This window comes from Asticcacaulis taihuensis, from assembly GCF_900100255.1.
Classification (GTDB): Bacteria; Pseudomonadota; Alphaproteobacteria; order Caulobacterales; family Caulobacteraceae; genus Asticcacaulis; species Asticcacaulis taihuensis.
This window is the reverse complement of the sequence record NZ_FMTS01000001.1, coordinates 1,367,023-1,383,019: the sequence shown is the minus strand read 5'-3', so window position 1 is coordinate 1,383,019 and position 15,997 is coordinate 1,367,023. Positions and strand designations below refer to the sequence as shown.

The 15,997-nt window shown below is 59.8% G+C and carries 13 protein-coding genes; 4 read left to right on the top strand and 9 right to left on the bottom strand.

Annotated features, from left to right (window positions below; translation table 11 throughout):
• Window positions 1-166 precede the first annotated feature (166 nt).
• Window positions 167-565 (top strand): YccF domain-containing protein, encoded by a 399-nt coding sequence (locus tag BLO49_RS06520; RefSeq protein WP_090645728.1) that lies wholly within the window; start codon window positions 167-169, stop codon window positions 563-565.
• Between the two features lie 6 nt (window positions 566-571).
• On the opposite strand, the gene BLO49_RS06515 is transcribed toward BLO49_RS06520, so the two are convergent.
• A complete protein-coding gene (locus BLO49_RS06515) occupies window positions 572-1,414 on the bottom strand; it encodes an MCP four helix bundle domain-containing protein (RefSeq protein ID WP_245678882.1) in 843 nt (280 codons plus the stop codon).
• 132 nt (window positions 1,415-1,546) lie between these two features.
• On the bottom strand, window positions 1,547-2,887 hold the full coding sequence (locus BLO49_RS06510) for an MFS transporter (RefSeq protein ID WP_090645725.1): 1,341 nt from the start codon (window positions 2,885-2,887) through the stop codon (window positions 1,547-1,549).
• A 187-nt stretch (window positions 2,888-3,074) separates the two neighbouring features.
• Here BLO49_RS06510 and BLO49_RS06505 point away from each other — a divergent pair, with 187 nt between their 5' ends.
• On the top strand, window positions 3,075-3,290 hold the full coding sequence (locus BLO49_RS06505) for a ParD-like family protein (protein WP_090645723.1): 216 nt from the start codon (window positions 3,075-3,077) through the stop codon (window positions 3,288-3,290).
• Window positions 3,274-4,035: a type I methionyl aminopeptidase gene (gene map, locus BLO49_RS06500; RefSeq protein ID WP_090645721.1), complete on the top strand. Its 762-nt coding sequence runs from the start codon at window positions 3,274-3,276 to the stop codon at window positions 4,033-4,035. The genes BLO49_RS06505 and map overlap by 17 nt, the downstream gene beginning before the upstream one ends.
• 143 nt (window positions 4,036-4,178) lie before the next feature.
• On the opposite strand, the gene BLO49_RS06495 is transcribed toward map, so the two are convergent.
• The 4 genes from BLO49_RS06495 to BLO49_RS06480 form a co-directional block, all read right to left on the bottom strand.
• Window positions 4,179-5,834 carry a GH39 family glycosyl hydrolase gene (locus BLO49_RS06495; RefSeq protein WP_090645718.1) on the bottom strand — a complete coding sequence of 552 codons (1,656 nt, stop codon included), beginning with the start codon at window positions 5,832-5,834 and terminating at the stop codon, window positions 4,179-4,181.
• A gap of 34 nt (window positions 5,835-5,868) precedes the next feature.
• Entirely contained in the window at window positions 5,869-7,665 is a 1,797-nt protein-coding gene (locus BLO49_RS06490; protein WP_090645715.1) for an IlvD/Edd family dehydratase, read from the bottom strand.
• 9 nt (window positions 7,666-7,674) lie between these two features.
• Window positions 7,675-8,874, bottom strand: a complete 1,200-nt coding sequence (locus tag BLO49_RS06485) for an aldose epimerase family protein (RefSeq protein ID WP_170828220.1) — start codon at window positions 8,872-8,874, stop codon at window positions 7,675-7,677.
• Window positions 8,875-9,099: 225 nt separating this feature from the next.
• Window positions 9,100-9,915 carry a FadR/GntR family transcriptional regulator gene (locus tag BLO49_RS06480; protein ID WP_090645710.1) on the bottom strand — a complete coding sequence of 272 codons (816 nt, stop codon included), beginning with the start codon at window positions 9,913-9,915 and terminating at the stop codon, window positions 9,100-9,102.
• A 132-nt stretch (window positions 9,916-10,047) separates the two neighbouring features.
• On the opposite strand from BLO49_RS06480, the gene araD1 reads away from it, so the two are divergent.
• Window positions 10,048-11,043, top strand: coding sequence for an AraD1 family protein (araD1, locus tag BLO49_RS06475; protein ID WP_090645707.1), 996 nt, complete (start codon window positions 10,048-10,050; stop codon window positions 11,041-11,043).
• A gap of 52 nt (window positions 11,044-11,095) precedes the next feature.
• Here araD1 and BLO49_RS06470 read toward each other — a convergent pair whose 3' ends face one another.
• The 3 genes from BLO49_RS06470 to miaA form a co-directional block, all read right to left on the bottom strand.
• A complete protein-coding gene (locus BLO49_RS06470; RefSeq protein ID WP_090645705.1) occupies window positions 11,096-13,048 on the bottom strand; it encodes an alpha/beta hydrolase family protein in 1,953 nt (650 codons plus the stop codon).
• A 12-nt stretch (window positions 13,049-13,060) separates the two neighbouring features.
• The gene (locus tag BLO49_RS06465) at window positions 13,061-15,043 is read right to left on the bottom strand and encodes an alpha/beta hydrolase family protein (RefSeq protein WP_090645702.1); all 1,983 of its coding nucleotides are present in this window, start codon (window positions 15,041-15,043) and stop codon (window positions 13,061-13,063) included.
• Between the two features lie 72 nt (window positions 15,044-15,115).
• Window positions 15,116-15,985 carry a tRNA (adenosine(37)-N6)-dimethylallyltransferase MiaA gene (miaA, locus tag BLO49_RS06460; protein ID WP_090645700.1) on the bottom strand — a complete coding sequence of 290 codons (870 nt, stop codon included), beginning with the start codon at window positions 15,983-15,985 and terminating at the stop codon, window positions 15,116-15,118.
• Between the last annotated feature and the right edge of the window lie 12 nt (window positions 15,986-15,997).

Genomic DNA, 15,997 nt, shown 5'->3' with positions numbered 1-15,997 from the left:
TGCCTCATCAGGTGCGGAGTCCATCGCACGGTTCTGTGATCACAGGTAACCGGGTGCGCGCGGAAGGCTAGCCGTGGCGATCTTTTAAGTGACGGAAATTTAAGATGACGTTCGCGCACAGGCGGGCATACTGCACCCGGTATTTTTCCAGCCCGGAGGCGCTTTCGTGACGCTGCTGCTCAACATCCTGTGGTTCATTTTCGGTGGCTTTATATCGGGCTGCCTGTGGCTTTTCGGCGGGCTGGTCCTGGCCTGCACCATAGTGGGCCTGCCCTGGGCTTTCGCCGCCTGGCGGATCGCCGGCTTTGTTTTCTGGCCTTTTGGGCGTCAGATCGTCGATCGGGAAGCTCATACCGGCGAAAGCGACCTTGGCACGGGGTGCCTGGGCGTTTTCCTGAATGTCATCTGGTTCGTGTTCGCCGGCTGGTATATCGCCCTGTCGCATGTGCTGGTGGCCATTGCCGAGGCGGTGACCATCATCGGGATTCCCTTCGCCTTCAAGGACATCCAACTGGCACAACTGGCCCTGGCGCCGATCGGCAAGATGGTGGTCGACAAGCCCTAGCCCGCGCTAGTCGAGAAGGATTTCTCTAAGCTTGAGTTCCTTCTCGTGTTCCTCGGCAGCCTTGGCGGCAGCCAGCCGCTCGGCCTCCTGAGCGCGCTCCTTGAGCACGGCCAAGGCCCGCCAGACCGAGGACACCTCGTCCTGACCGTCGGTTTCTTCTATGACCTGATCATATTCGCCCTTGGAAGTCCGGATGATGGCCGAAGCCAGGTTGCGCAGGGGGGCGGTGATGAAATGCGACACGATCCATAGTGACATGGCCATGATAATGGCGATGCCGATCAGGGCGGTGAGCAGGAAATCGCTGGCGCGACGTTTGTTGAAATGGTCGGCCTCGGCTTTGGCGGCGGCCAGATCCTTGCGGGTCTTCTGCACCAGGGTTTCGACCTGGGTCTGAAAGCCGATGCGGTCGGCGCGGTTGCTGGTGCTCAGGGCTTCGGCGCCTTTAATATCGCCGCGCCTGGCCAGTTCGATCACATGCCGGCGCAGGCTGATAAAGCCCGTTGCCTGGGCGGCGAGGGAATCGATCTGCGCCTTTTCGGCCGGTGCCGCATCGACCTGCCACTGGTGGATGAAGCTTTCCATCTCATTGAGATCGGCGGCCATATTGCTGAGGAAGCCGTCGCGCTGCTTGTCATCGACCGCGATATAGATGCCGCGTGTCTCCATGACGACATTGCTGATCAGGTGGTTGAAGCGTTCGCCGCGCCAGGTGCTGTCATAGGCGTGGTCATAGTCCTTCATCATGCGATTGTAGTCGCTGATGGTCAGGAGGCCAAGGCCGGTAACGGTAAACGCCATCAGGGCGAAACAGCCGACCAGGATCAGAATCCGCGCGCGAATAGACACGACAACCCCTCCGTAATCTGCCGCTTTTCGCGGCCTTGTCAGGGGATGCCGCAGGCGCCGCCGGCCTGAGACTCTCCCCTAAACCTAAAGGAATACACAGATTTTAAAGAAGCGCTACTGATTATAGAAGTACTATTGGCCAATCGAAGTGTTGCGCTTAAGTTTGGGGCTAAGCAGATGAATGACGGCAAAAGCCACCAGATAGGTGAAGGCGGCAATCATGAAGATGATCGAATAGTTATGCGTCTTGTCGAGGATGTAGCCGACGAATTTCGACATGAACATGCCGCCGACGGCGCCGGCCATGCCGCCAATGCCGATGACGGAGGCAACGGCGGAGCGCGGCAGCAGGTCTGACGGCAGGGTATAGAGATTGGCCGAAAAGGCCTGGTGAGCGGCGGCGGCCACGCCGATGATCAGCACGGCGACCCACAGGTTGCTGGTGCCCTGGGCCAGCAGGACCGGCAGGACGCACAGGGCGCAGATGAGCAGGGTCACCTTGCGCGCCACATTCACCGAGATGCCGCGCTTGATCAGGGTGGAGGACAGCCAACCGCCGGCCACTGAGCCGACATCGGACAGCAGATAGACGGCAATGACCGGCGGTCCGAAGGATTTAAGATCGAGACCGTAGTTTTTCTGGAAGAAATCCGGCAGCCAGAACAGCCACAGCCACCAGATGGGATCGATGAAGAACTTGCCGAGCGCAAAGACCCAGGTTTCCTTCACGAACAGCAGTTTGAACCACGGCACCTTATCGACATGATCGGCGGGATCGCTCTGGATCAGAGCCAGTTCGGCAGCATTGACCTTGGCGTGTTCGGTCGGGCGGCGGTACATCATCCACCAGACCACGGCCCAGATCAGGCTGAGCGCGCCGGTGACATAGAAGGCGCCGCGCCAGCCCCAGTCGAGGCCCGGCAGATTGAGGGGGCCGAAACCGAAATTGAGGCTGACGGCGGAAAGCGCGATCATCGGCACGATCAAAGGTGCGATAATGGCGCCGATATTGGAGCCGGCATTGAAGATGCCGGTGGCCAGGGCCCGTTCGCGCTGCGGGAACCATTCGGTCACCGCTTTCAGGCTGGACGGGAAACTGCCCGATTCGCCGATGCCGAGCGCGACGCGCGCCAGGGTGAATTGCAGGCCGGAGGTCACCGCGCCAGTGAACATATGGGCCAGTGTCCAGACCGAGAAGGCGAGGGTATAGCCGATGCGTGCGCCGATTTTATCGAGGATGCGTCCCCAGGCAAGGAAGCCCAGGGCATAGGCGGCCTGGAACCAGAACACGACGTCGGCATAGCCTTCTTCGGTCCAGCCCATTTCGGCGGAAAGCGGCCCTTTCAGGACGCCGATCATCTGGCGGTGGACATAGTTGATGGCGATGGCCGCCAGCAGCAGGCCGCAGATTGTCCAGCGGTAGTGGCTTGGTTTCTGAGCGCCGGATGAGGGCGGAGCGCTGGCAGGCGTCATGGCATATCCCTGTATTCTTTACTTAACTTATGCCTTCAATAGGCGCGAATGTGACACCGGTGTCAATATGTACGTCGAATAAAATCAAGCGCGCCGGTCGCTTAAGCCTTTTTGTTCGCTGGCCCTGGCTTGCGAAAATGGCGGAAATCTTATACGGTATGTATATAAATCATATATAGATCGTTTGATGGGCATTCTGAAGATAGACGACGACCTCCATGAGGAGGTGCGCAAGGCGGGCAGCGTCATGTGCCGGTCGATCAATGCACAGGCGGAATTCTGGATTCGCATCGGCATGATCGCCGAGGCCAATCCCGGCCTGACCTTCAATGAGATTATCCGCCAACAGTTCCGCAGCGCGGGTGTTCGCATAGATGGGTTGGCGCATGATCAAGACGCCTGAGGAAATGCGGCTGATGGCGCAAAGCGGCCGACTGCTGGCCGAGGTGTTCCATATGCTCGACCGGCAAATCCTGATCGGGCGGTCGACACTCGGTATCAATGATCAGGTTGAGCGCTTTATCGTCGATGAGCTGAAGGCGCGTCCGGCCAGCAAGGGGCAGTACGGCTTTGCCTATGTACTGAATAGTTCGATCAATCAGGTGATTTGCCACGGTGTGCCGTCGGCCGAGGATGTGCTGAAGGACGGCGATATCGTCAATCTCGACATTACGTTGGAAAAGGACGGTTTCATCGCCGATTCCAGCAAGACCTATCTGATCGGCAATGTATCTGTGGCAGCGAAGCGGCTGGTGCGCGTGACGCAGGAGGCCATGTGGAAGGGTATTCGTACCGTGCGTCCTGGGGCCACGCTGGGCGATATCGGTCATGCCATCGAAAAATACGCCAAGGCGCATGGCTACAGCGTAGTGCGGGATTTCTGCGGCCATGGCATCGGCCGGGACATGCACGAGGAGCCGAGTATCCTGCATTTCGGCCGCGCCGGCACTGGCCAGACCCTGAAAGAGGGGATGACCTTCACGATCGAGCCCATGCTCAACCAGGGCAGCGCGAAGACGATGACTCTGGACGACGACTGGACGGTGGTGACGCGCGACGGCAAGCTGTCGGCGCAGTGGGAGCATACCGTGGCGGTGACCGTCACGGGCGTGGAGGTACTGACGCTCCGGCAGGACGAAACGGCTTAAGAAGCCATTCTTTCTAAAGACCTTGCTCTCTTGGGGGGAGCGGGGCAGCCGGTGCGAGGGGCTTACCCCTCCGTCTCGACGCGCTTCGCCTGACGGCAGCGCTTGCTCGCCACCTCCCCTCCAAGAGGGGAGGAGCTTTCGCTTTAAGACGCCGGTTTTAGCACCAGCAGGGTGACGCCCTGGCGCGGCAGGTCGAAGGTCAGGCGGCCGTCCTTTATGGCTATAGGTGCGTCTGGCTTAAGCTCGGCGGCGGCTTGTAAGGCGGCATATTGCGCATTGTCCGGCGCCAGTGGCGTCCCCATGGTCTGGTAGGCGGCAAAGCTGTTGGCGTGGTCCTTGTCGACGCGGTAGCGCGTTACGATCGCCCCTTTTTTGAAAGATGCCGGCAAGTGGTTCAGCGCCAGCGATACTGCGGCATCAGGCCCGGCGACATCGTCGTCGTGATAGTGCCAGACGAGAACGGTCACGGTGTCGCCATCACGGGCTGCCGTGACACCTACGTCAGTTTTGGCATCAGCATCGCCGCGCACGCTGTCCGAAAGCACCGTATCCAGCGGCGTTTCATGATCCGATGTGGCCGCCAGATGCTGGCCCTTCATTTGGGCAAACAGGCGGAAGACATTGAGCACCGGCAGGTCGATGCCATTGCTGGCCAGTTGGCGGAAGCCTGCGAAATAGCGCTGGTCCTCGAATTCGAACGCCCAGCTCAGGGCGCCTTCCAGCCTGACGCCACGGCGCCGGGCCAGTTCGGCGACGCGCGGAAAGGTGGCGGCGGTATAGCTCGAATACATGGTGCCGTTGCGGTAGGCATTGGCTGGTCCCTGGCAGGCGGCGCAGCCTTCGGGATCGAACTCGCCGATGATGATCGGCTTGTCCTTGAAAGCAGGGGATGCGGCGATGGCGCGAAATTCGTGATCAGCGGCCTTGAGTTGGGTTGCAAGTCCCATGCGCACATGACCATCAACAAATTCAGGCCCACCCTTGGCATGGAAGGACAGGAAGTCTGTCGGCGTCCCGGTCTTTTCCATGTGATCCATGAAGGCGGCCATAAAGTCGTCATTGGCGCCGGCCATGTCAGGGCCGCCGACGCGGGCCTCGGGCAGGGCGCGACGCACAGCTTTGACACTCACCTCATGTAGTTTGAAGAATTCCTCGCGGGTGCCGCCCCAGTAATATTGCGGCAGGTTGGCTTCGTTCCAGGTTTCCCAGTACCAGCTCGCCACCTCCTCATGGCCGTAACGCTCGACGCAGTGTTTCACCCACTGGTAGACCAGTTCCTCCCACTTGCCGTAATCCTTTGGCGGATAGGCCCAGCCGGTGCGCAAGTTTCCGCTGCCGGGCCGCCAGTTATGCTGGTAAGGTTCCGGCTGCGTCGACAGGGCTTCGGGCATGAAGCCGATCTCGACATAGGGTTTGACGCCACGTGCCAGATAGGTGTCGAAAATGCGGTCGATGATCGTCCAGTTATAGACCGGATGGCCTTGGGCGTCCTCGGTATAGGCGTTGGTTGAGCCCCATTTCAGAGCGGGCGTGCCATCACCGGAAGTCAGCAGATTATGGGCGCGGAAATAGACCTGGCCGGGTGAAAGGGCGCCCAATTCGCCGATCAGTTGGCGGCCGTCCTTCATGGTGGCATAGTTGGGCTCATCGGCGCCGAAAAAGCGCCAGATCGGCTCGACGGGGCCGGTGGTCTTCGCAGCATCGACCTCGATCTTTACCGGGAAGCTGTCGGCAGATGCGGAAACGGCCGCGCTCATGAAAAGCGCGGCCGTCAACAAGGCGGTTTTGAAAAGCGACATCGGCGAGTTCCTTGGAATAACCGCCGTTGCGGTATTAGTGGTTGTCTCTCGGCAGACCGCGCGTTTGTGCGATGTGCTGGAACTCGATGGCGTCTTCCAGACAGGCGCCGGTGTCCATCTGGCCGACGGTACGGCGCTGCATGGCCTGCCAAGGTGTCTGGCTTTCCGGATACTTGTAGCCGCAGGCGGCTTCCAGCTTTGCACGGCGATCAGCCAGTTCCTCATCCGAGATGAGCACATTGACGGTGCCCTTGTTCAGATCGACGCGGACACGATCGCCGGTGACCAGCAGGGCGAGATTGCCGCCCGCCGCCGCTTCCGGCGAGGCGTTCAGGATCGAGGGCGAACCCGAGGTGCCGGACTGGCGGCCGTCACCGATACAGGCCAGGCTATGGATACCCTTTTTGATCAGGTAGGTCGGGCAGCGCATGTTGACGACTTCGGCCGCGCCCGGATAGCCGATCGGGCCGGCGCCGCGCATGAACAGGATGCAGTGTTCGTCGATATTGAGTGCCGGATCGTCGATGCGGTGGTGGTAATCTTCAGGGCCGTCGAAGACGATGGCGCGGCCCTCGAAAGCTTCCGGATCGTTCGGGTTCGACAGATAGCGCTGGCGGAATTCTGGCGAGATCACCGACACCTTCATGATGGCCGACGTGAACAGGTTGCCGGAAAGGACGCGGAAACCGGCGCGTTCCTTCAGCGGCTGACCGTAAGGCTTGATGACCTTTTCGTCTTCGATGGCCGCATTCCCGCAGTTCTCGCCGATCGTTTTCCCGTTGGCGGTGATCGCATTTTCATGGATCAGGCCCTGGTTCATCAGTTGCTTCACGACGGCAGGCACGCCGCCGGCATGGTGATAATCCTCGCCGAGATACTCGCCGGCCGGCATCAGATTGACCAGCAGAGGCACTTCCTCGCCATAGGTCTGCCATTCCTCGACCTTGAGATCGACGCCGATATGGCGGGCCAGGGCGTTGAGGTGGATCGGCGCGTTTGTGCTGCCGCCGATGGCGGAGTTGACGCGAATGGCGTTGATGAAGGCTTCCTTGGTCAGAATGTCTGAGGGTTTCAGGTCTTCATGGACCATGCCGACAATGCGCTTGCCTGTAAGGTAAGACATTTCCTGGCGGTCGCGGTGCGGCGCCGGGATGGCGGCGGAATAGGGGAGTTGCATCCCCAGGGCTTCGGCCAGCGAGTTCATGGTCGTGGCCGTGCCCATGGTGTTGCAGTAGCCAGTGGATGGCGCGGACGACGCCACAAGCTTGATAAAGCCCTGATAGTCGATCTCGCCGGCGGCCAGCAGTTCGCGCGCCTTCCAGACAATGGTGCCGGAGCCAGTGCGCTCGCCCTTGTACCAGCCATTGAGCATGGGGCCGACGGAGAGGGCAATGGCCGGAATATTGACCGTGGCGGCGGCCATCAGGCAGGCCGGGGTGGTCTTGTCGCAGCCGATGGTCAGCACGACGCCATCGAGCGGGTAGCCGTAGAGCACTTCCACCAGGCCGATATAGGCCAGGTTGCGGTCAAGGCCGGCGGTGGGGCGCTTGCCGGTTTCCTGGATCGGGTGAACCGGGAATTCCAGCGGAATACCGCCCGCCTCGATGATGCCGGCTCGGATACGATCGGCCAGCACCATGTGGTGGCGGTTACAAGGAGACAGGTCCGACCCCGTCTGGGCAATGCCAATGATCGGCTTGCCCGATTGCAGTTCCTCCAGCGACAGACCGAAGTTCATGTAGCGTTCGAGGTACAGCGCCGTCATGTCCGGGTTCGACGGATTGTCGAACCAGGCGCGCGAACGGAGCTTAGGCGTGGCGGAGTCGGACATAGGGACGGCTTACTTTACTGTGTAGAAGTGTTGAACGGTGGTTTGGGTATAGGTCTGGCCCGGATCGATGCGCGTGGTCGGGAAGGCCGGATGGTTCGGGCTGTCCGGATAGCGCTGGGCTTCAAAGGCGATGGCCTGATACTTGGTCAGCGACTGGCCGCCCTTGCCGACGATCTTGCCGTCAAGGAAATTGCCCGTATACATCTGGATGCCGGGTTCGGTGGTCGAGATGGTCATGCCGCGGCCGGAGGTCTTGTCTTCCAGGGTGACGGCCAGTTTCGGGGTCGGGGTCACGCCGCCGCGGATGATGTAGTTGTGGTCGATGCCGCCATTGGCCAGGGTGATCTGCGGGTCGGACATCTTGACGCGGTCGGTGACCACGGCCGGAGAGGTGAAGTCGAACGGCGTGCCCTTGACCGGCATTTCCTTGCCCGTCGGGATCAGAGCCTTGTCGACCGGCAGGATGGCGTCGGATTCGATCTTAAGCTCGGCATCGGTAGCCAGGCGCTTGGCGGGGATGCCACCCAGGTTATAGAGGCCGTGGTTGGTCAGGTTGATGACGGTCGGCTTGTCGGTCGTGGCTTTGTAGCTGATGGCGACGTCATTGTTTTCGTTCAGCGTATAGGTGACTTCGGCCACCACGGTGCCGGGGAAGCCTTCGTCGCCGTCCGGCGAGGTCAGGGTAAAGGTGACCGAGGCGGAATCGGCCCCTTGCGTCACGTCCTTGATGGCCCAGTTGTGCTTGTCCCAGCCCTTGGGGCCGCCGTGCAGGGTGTTGGTCTTGTCGTTCAGCGGCAGGGTGTAGGTCTTGCCGTCAAGCGTAAACTTGCCGCCGGCGATGCGGTTGGCGTAACGGCCGACCGTGACATTGGTATAGTTCGGGGTTTTTTCGTAACCTTCGATCGAATCGTAGCCGATGATGATATCGGCCGGGGTGCCGGCCTTGTCTGGCACCATCAGGCTCTGCATGGCGGCGCCGTAGGTGATCAGCTTGAGGGTGATGCCCTTGGTGTTCTTAAGGGTGACGCTTTCCACCGCCGTGCCGTCGGACAGCTTGCCGAAATCGCCGCGGGTGGCGGTGACGCCGGCCGTGGCCGTCGCCGCGCTGTCCTTGCTGGCGGGCTTGCTGCACGCGTTCAGACTGAGCATGGCGCCCAGGCTCAGGGCGCTCAGGCTGGCGACCAGCACCATCTTTTTCGTAACTGACATTCGGGACATCCTCTCTGAAACCGTTTTGTGACGCCTTGGGGCGCCGGTTGTTCATTCCTGCAGGGCGGGCGTCCATTGCGGACGTGCGCTTATGATTATCGTGCCCTGTCATATCGCCTGGACATTAGTCGGACAATAAAAAAAGCATATATCGTACAAAATTAAGCACAAAAACCATCAAATCTGCCGCGCGGACAGAGGGATTGCGCGCGTCGCCACTCTCTTTTAAGGGTGAAACGTTTTTTGCGTATCTTCGTGCGCCATGCGGATCAGTGATTCCATGCACCAGCGCGCGCCGCCGGCGTCGCGGCGTTCGATCGCCTCGAAAACGCGTTCATGGTCGGGCACAGGGTCGCGGGTCAGGGCGTTACGACGGGCCTTGTAGCGTGTGGTCCAGGAAACGGCGGCTTCAATCGAGCTTGAAAGCGAGGCCAGGGCTTCGTTGCCGGTGGCCTGGATCAGGGCGTGATGGAATTCAAGATCTGCCCGGCGGCCCGTCTCGGTTTGCAGGGTGTCGCGCTTCATGATTTCCAGCGCCGCCCGCATGGTTTCGACCTGTTCGTCGGTGCGGCGGATGGCGGCCAGTTCGGCGGCGGCCGGCTCGGTGATCAGGCGCAACTCGAACAGGGCCTTGATGAAATCCTGGCTCGGTTCGGTCTCGAACATCCAGCCGAGCACTTCCGGGTCGAGCAGGTTCCAGCGCTCGCGTTCCGTGACGCGGGTGCCGGTCTTGGGGCGGCTTTCGACCATGCCCTTGGCGGCCAGGATACGAATCGCTTCCCGGTAGGCCGAACGCGAGATATCGAGCTTGGAGCTCGATTCGATTTCATTGGGCAGGATCTCGCCGGACTTGAACGTGCCGCGCAGGATATCGACGCCCAGCCGGTGCGCCAGAGCGCCATGCAGGCGGCCCTGATACATGGTATGGCCGTGCGTGGCGAGGTTATGGGCTTCGCCGCGAAGAGGGCGGGGGCTGCTGATCTTCAACCGGCTGCCTGTAGACCGTTCGTCCTGCGGCATGTTCGATATAGGTTTCCTCATGATTCACACATGACATTGAATTGTCTGTTTGACAAAGTGAATTTACAAGCTAAGTAGCGGCTGTTATTGGTTATTTGTCTGAGTTAATGGCGGGTGAGGCATCGAACACACCCGCAAAAGGAGGAAATCGTTATGACCTTGCGCCTAATACAGATTGTTACCCAGGAAGGCGAACGCCGCGTTCTGGCGGGGCAGGACGACGGTTCTGCGCGGGCCATCAATGGCGTCACCTCCACCTATGAACTGGCACGCAAAGCGATCGCCGCCAAAAAATCGCTGGATGCGCAGGTCGCAGTTCAAGGGCTCGGCGAGGAGGTCGATGTCGCCCTGGCGCTTTCCGAAGGACGCGTGCTGGCGCCGATCGATCATCCGGATGCCGCCCACCTGCATGTCACCGGCACCGGCCTGACCCACCTGGGTTCGGCGGAAGGCCGTGACAAGATGCACAAGGCCGCGGCGGCTGCGGAGACACAGACCGATTCCATGCGCATGTTCCTGATGGGTGTGAAGGACGGCAAGCCGGAAGCGGGCAAGGTCGGCGCCCAGCCGGAATGGTTCTACAAGGGCAATGGCACACAACTGGTTGGCCCCGGCGCTGAGCTGCAATCGCCCTCTTTTGCAGAAGACGGTGGCGAGGAGCCGGAAATGGCCGGCATCTACGTTATCGGCGATGACGGTGCGCCCTACCGTATCGGCTATGCCCTGGCCAACGAGTTTTCCGACCACGTCACCGAGAAGCAGAACTATCTGTGGCTGGCCCATTCCAAGCTGCGCCCGGCCTCGCTCGGCGTTGAAATCCTGACCGGCGAACTGCCGAAGGACGTGCGCGGTACCTCGCGCATCTGGCGCGGCAATGAGGTGATCTGGGAAAAGCCGTTCATTTCCGGCGAGGACAACATGTCCCACACCTTCGCCAATCTGGAGCACCACCACTTCAAGTACGACCTGTTCCGCCAGCCGGGCGATGTCCATGTCCACTGCTTCGGCACGGCCACGGCGTCGTTCGCCGATGGCGTCCAGACGAAGGACGGCGACGTGTTCGAAATCACCGCCGCGCCCTATGCCTACGGCCTGCGCAATCCGCTGATCACGCGCGCCGAGGAGAAGGTCGCCGTAAACGTACTATAAGATGCGTTAGCTCGAACAACAAAGCCGCCGGAGCAATCCGGTGGTTTTTTTATTATGCTGGTGGATTATGTTTTTCGATAAAGGCAATAATCGTCTTGTACATGTCTGTTCGAGCGGCTTCGTTGGTCTGCCAATGATCCTCATGCTCATAAGGCTGGAAGGTTACGTCTTTGCCGGCTGCTTTCAAGGCTTTCGCCATATTGGCGCTTTGTGAAAACTCGACCACGGTGTCGTCCTTTCCGTGAACAATCAGCACCGGGATGTTGCATTTATCGACATGTTTGATCGGCGAAATCTCATCGAGCGTTTTTTCATCACCCAGAAAGCGTTGCAGATAGCGATAAGATGCCGGCACATACATGGCGTCAGCCGGTCGTTTGCTGTCGAGGAATTCGCGGATATCGGATATGCCCGACACATCGACCGCGCAGTTGTAGACGCCGGTATCGAGCGTGGCGCCTGCCAGGGCTGCATAGCCACCATAAGAGGCACCGCTGATACAAACACGTTTTAGATCTATAATGCTCTGGCTGGCAAGATAACGAACACCGTCTGACAGATCAGTCTGCATCTTCCGTCCCCACTGGCCGTAACCTGCTTCGGTAAACTTGATGCCATAGCCTTCTGATCCTCTGAAATTGGGCTGCAAAACGGCATAACCACGCGAGGCATAGGCCTGGACTTCTGAGTCGAAACCTACCCCATCCCGTGCCTGTGGGCCGCCATGCGGATGAACGACCAAAGGCAGGTTTTTTGCCTCTCGATTGGGGGGCAGGGTAAGATAGGCTTCTATCTGCGTACCATCGGCCGCCTTGTAGGTAATTTCGGACTTGCTGGTTATCCATTCGATTGGAATGTCGGGGTAGGCATAGCCGATTGTCACCACTTCGCCAGTACGAAAATCAATGTAATAGTAGGTGCCCGCGTCGTCTGATCCTTCGCTGTATAGGATCACCTGAAGGGGATTGATCCCCCTTTCGATTATGACGAACCGGTAGCCTTCCATGGCCTTTTCGGTCTTTTTGACAATGTCCTGATCAACCGGAGCGAAGTAGTTGTAATGGGACCAGCCATCATATGTCCGGATGCCGTTCAAGCGGAAGGTTATAGGGTCAAAGGTTGGGGTTTCGTTGACAGCGCTTTTGACAAGCGGCGCCGAAAGTTTGCCATCGGGCGCCATTTCATAATACATGCCTTCGCCGTCGTCCGTCGGCATGAAGACAACCAATGCCTTACCGTCTCGACCGAGGCCAGCCACATAGGGGCGGTCAATGTCGCATTTCAGGCTGTATATCTCCGTCCAGCCGCCGGTATTGTATTCGATGCTGTAGGTTTTTGACTTGTCGGAATAGATTGTGCGGGCGACGAGATCACCCTGCGGCGTCATAATCCAGCTTCGGGTGCCAACGGTCCCCCGATCCATGACCGAAGCACCGCTGCCATCCAGATTGAAGCGGTAGAGATAGTGCGCGTCATCCTCGAACCCTGTTTTGTAACTCGACGCTGTGATCTGCGCCTTACCCTTGTAATTGATAACGTTGACGTTACCCGTCACAAAGCTCTCAAAGCCCGGCAGGTCCGCAAAGAGCGTATTTATAGCCGGGGTGGCAATATTATAGACGCTAACGATGGTGAAGGTCTGTCTTCCGCCGGCGAAGCGTTCCATTTTCCCGGTCGCGAAGGTCGCTACGGACAGGTGGCTGTCGTCTATCCATGATAGAGAAGATACTTTCGCTACGCCGATATTGAATGCCTGACTCTGCTTGATGTCCAGGTCATGTTCGATGATAAATTTGACGCCCCCCTTTTCCTGTAGATAGGCAATCTTGCGACCATTGGGGGACAGGCAGACATTTCGGATATTTTCCGCCTTGGCCCAGTCTTCTGGCTTAGGCGCAGGCGGCAGAGTGGAGGCCAGCGCGGGAGCATTCGCTCCAACCATGGTCGTAAGAGTTGCGGCACCAGCGCCTGCCAGCAAATGCCGGCGGTTGAATGAAATAGTCATGGCAGCCTCTATTCAAGTCGCCGGATTATGTTTTTCGATAAAGGCCAATGCCGCCTTCATCATTTCGATGCGTGACGAGCCGACGGTTTCCCAGTGATCCTGGCCCTTATAGGTGACGAATTCGACCGGCTTGCCGGCATGTTTCAGAGCACTTTCCATGCGCCGGCTCTGGTCGATCGGCACCACGGTATCATCGGTGCCGTGGATCAGCAGGATCGGGCAGGAGGCTCTGGCTGCCTGTTTGACCGGAGAAATTTCATCATAGGTATGCGGATCCCCCATGAACTGCTTCCAGTAGAGGACGCTGGAACTGCTGCGGCTGTCGGTTTTTTCGGCCACAAAACTGATAAAACTTTTCGGATCGCTGACGCCGGCGATGGATACGGCGCAGTTATAGATGCCGGGATTGAGCGTGGCACCGCCAAGGGCCGCATAGCCGCCATAGGAGGCGCCCATGATCGCCACGCGCTTCGGATCGACCATGCCCTTCTTGACCAGGTAGCGTACGCCATCTGAGAGATCGGTCTGCATCTTGCGGCCGAACTCCCCATGCCCGGCATTGGCAAAGCTGCTGCTGTAACCGCCGGAGCCGCGGAAATTGGGTTGCAGCACCGCATAGCCGCGCGAGGCGAGGGCCTCCGTCTGCCAGTCGAAGCCGATGAAGTCGCGCGCCTGCGGGCCGCCGTGCGGCAGGACGATCAGCGGCAGGTCTTTCGCCGGCTTGCCGTGCGGCAGGGTGAGGTAGCCGGGGATTTCCAGCCCGTCAGCCGCCTTGTAGGTGATGGCGGTCTTCTCGGTGATCCATTCGACCGGGAGATCTTCGTAATTCTGGCTGAGCACCTGAAGCGCGCCGGTTGAGAGATCGGCGAAATAATAGGTGCCGGCGTCCTCGGCGTTTTCGCCGTACAGGATCATCTTGCGCGGGTCTTCGGCAAATTCGACGATGGCGGTCCGGTAGTCATCGCCCATCAGTTCCGGCAGGGCATCGGCTATCTTTTTCAGCAGGGGGTCGGTGTAGTCATAACCCACCCAGTCGTCATGATGGGAAAAGCCGGCGAGGCGGCGGGTCACCGGATGGTAGAGGGGTGAGGTGCTGATATAGTCGCTGGTATCGAGCGAAGGCCCCAGCACCCCTTCGGCGGAAATCTCGTGATATTCGCCCTTGGCCTCACCCTTGCTGAAATAGACCACGACGGAGGCGCAGTCGCGGCCCAGGCCCTCCAGCGAGGGATAGTCGAGCGCTTCCTTCATCCGGTGGATGACCTTGAAGTTCTCCATCTTGCCGCGCGGGGCCATATTGTAATAGAGCCGCCATTCCTTGCGCATGTCGTCGAATTCGGAATAGGCGACCAGATAGCCATCGGGCGCGACGACATATCCTTCCGTATCGCGCGACGATTCATAGGCCAGCTTGCCGCGTCCGGCATCCAGGGAGAATTGATAGAGGCAGTAGTTGTATTCGCCCTGCATACGGTAATTCGCCGCCATCAGTTGGTAGACGCCGTCGATCTTGACGCGATAGACCGGCCCCATGACGATGCCGTAAAAATCATCCTCCTTATCAAACAGGGTACGCAGCTTGACCGTGCGCAGATCGAGCACGCGCGCCAGGCTCAGTTCCTGTTTACTGCCGGTGAACTGGGGCAGGGAGGTGGTCTGCGAATCGACGATGACAACGTGATCGTTACTGCCCCAGAACAGGTTGCGGATCTTCGCTGGCCCCAGGCGAATGCTTTTGCCGGTGGGTTCGGCGACATCGAAATAGATCAGCATCTTGTCATCGCCGGTCTGACTGATGACGGCGACGCGCTTGCCATCGGGCGACAGGGCGATGTTATCGACCTGCGGCGTGGCGGCATAGACCTCGATCGGCGGCGGCCCGCTGGAAGCCGGCGCAGCCTTGTCATCGGCCCGCGCGGTGAGCGGCAGACAGCCGAGTGCGGATACGGCGCCGGAAAGCCGCAAAAGGGAACGGCGGTCTAGTTTCAATGTCATGGAACCCCCCACAGGTTTTGTCCGGAGAAATGGTATCTCTTTCCCGTCAGGGGCGCAAGCGGGGCTGAAGACTTATCCCGGTTGTTTGAACTGGTTGCGGAACCAGGTCGATTGCCGTTTGGCGTAGTTGCGCGTCTTTTGCCGGGCCAGGGTCAGGGCGTCTTCCAGCGTCGTTTCGTCTTTCAGACAGGCCACAAACTCCATCAGGCCCAGCACGCGCATGATCGGCCAGTCTGGCTCAAGGCCCTTGTCCATCAGGGCGCGGACCTCATCGAGCGCACCGTGATCGAGCATGATCCGGAGGCGGCGGTCGCAGCGTTCGTAAAGCCAGGCGCGGTCGGGATGGAGGATGTCGAGCCTGTAGGTCTCCGGCGCCAGTTCCGGCACGGTATGGGTCTGCCACCAGGTCAGTGACCGGCCGGTTTGCAGCCAGACCTCGTAAGCGCGGGAAAGGCGCTGCTGGTCATTGGCCATGATGCGCGCCTCGGCCTGTGGGTCATGCGTTTTAAGCAGGGCGCGCAGTTTGTCCTCGCCCATTTCGTCATAGGCCGCCCGTGCTTCGCTGCGCACGCCCTCGTCAATATCCGGGATTTCCGCCAGGCCGTGAACCAGGGCGTTGAAATAGAGACCGGTGCCGCCGACAATGCACAGGGGCGGACCGCCGCTCAGCGCTTCGGTGATGAAGGGGCGGGCAGCACGCAGCCAGTCGCCGGTGGACCAGAGTGTGCGGCCATCGAGATGGCCATACAGCCGGTGTGGCGCGCGGGCCTCTTCCGCCGCGTCCGGCCGGGCGGTGAGTGTCGGCACATCGGCATAGAGCTGCATCGAGTCGGCATTGAGAATGATACCGCCCGTCTTTTCCGCCCAAGCCAGCGCCTTTGCGGACTTGCCCGAAGCGGTCGGGCCGGCCAGCAGGTAAAGAGGCGCGTCATTTTGCATCATGCAGGCTTTTGG

Bases quoted from the DNA above. Each gene is read 5' to 3' on its own strand.
- araD1 (WP_090645707.1), top strand. From the start codon at position 10,048: ATGACCTTGCGCCTAATACAGATTGTTACCCAGGAAGGCGAACGCCGC.
- BLO49_RS06485 (WP_170828220.1), bottom strand. From the start codon at position 8,874: ATGTCAGTTACGAAAAAGATGGTGCTGGTCGCCAGCCTGAGCGCCCTG.
- map (WP_090645721.1), top strand. From the start codon at position 3,274: ATGATCAAGACGCCTGAGGAAATGCGGCTGATGGCGCAAAGCGGCCGA.
- miaA (WP_090645700.1), bottom strand. From the start codon at position 15,985: ATGATGCAAAATGACGCGCCTCTTTACCTGCTGGCCGGCCCGACCGCT.
- BLO49_RS06490 (WP_090645715.1), bottom strand. From the start codon at position 7,665: ATGTCCGACTCCGCCACGCCTAAGCTCCGTTCGCGCGCCTGGTTCGAC.
- BLO49_RS06465 (WP_090645702.1), bottom strand. From the start codon at position 15,043: ATGACATTGAAACTAGACCGCCGTTCCCTTTTGCGGCTTTCCGGCGCC.
- BLO49_RS06495 (WP_090645718.1), bottom strand. From the start codon at position 5,834: ATGTCGCTTTTCAAAACCGCCTTGTTGACGGCCGCGCTTTTCATGAGC.
- BLO49_RS06470 (WP_090645705.1), bottom strand. From the start codon at position 13,048: ATGACTATTTCATTCAACCGCCGGCATTTGCTGGCAGGCGCTGGTGCC.
- BLO49_RS06510 (WP_090645725.1), bottom strand. From the start codon at position 2,887: ATGACGCCTGCCAGCGCTCCGCCCTCATCCGGCGCTCAGAAACCAAGC.
- BLO49_RS06505 (WP_090645723.1), top strand. From the start codon at position 3,075: ATGGGCATTCTGAAGATAGACGACGACCTCCATGAGGAGGTGCGCAAG.
- BLO49_RS06480 (WP_090645710.1), bottom strand. From the start codon at position 9,915: ATGAGGAAACCTATATCGAACATGCCGCAGGACGAACGGTCTACAGGC.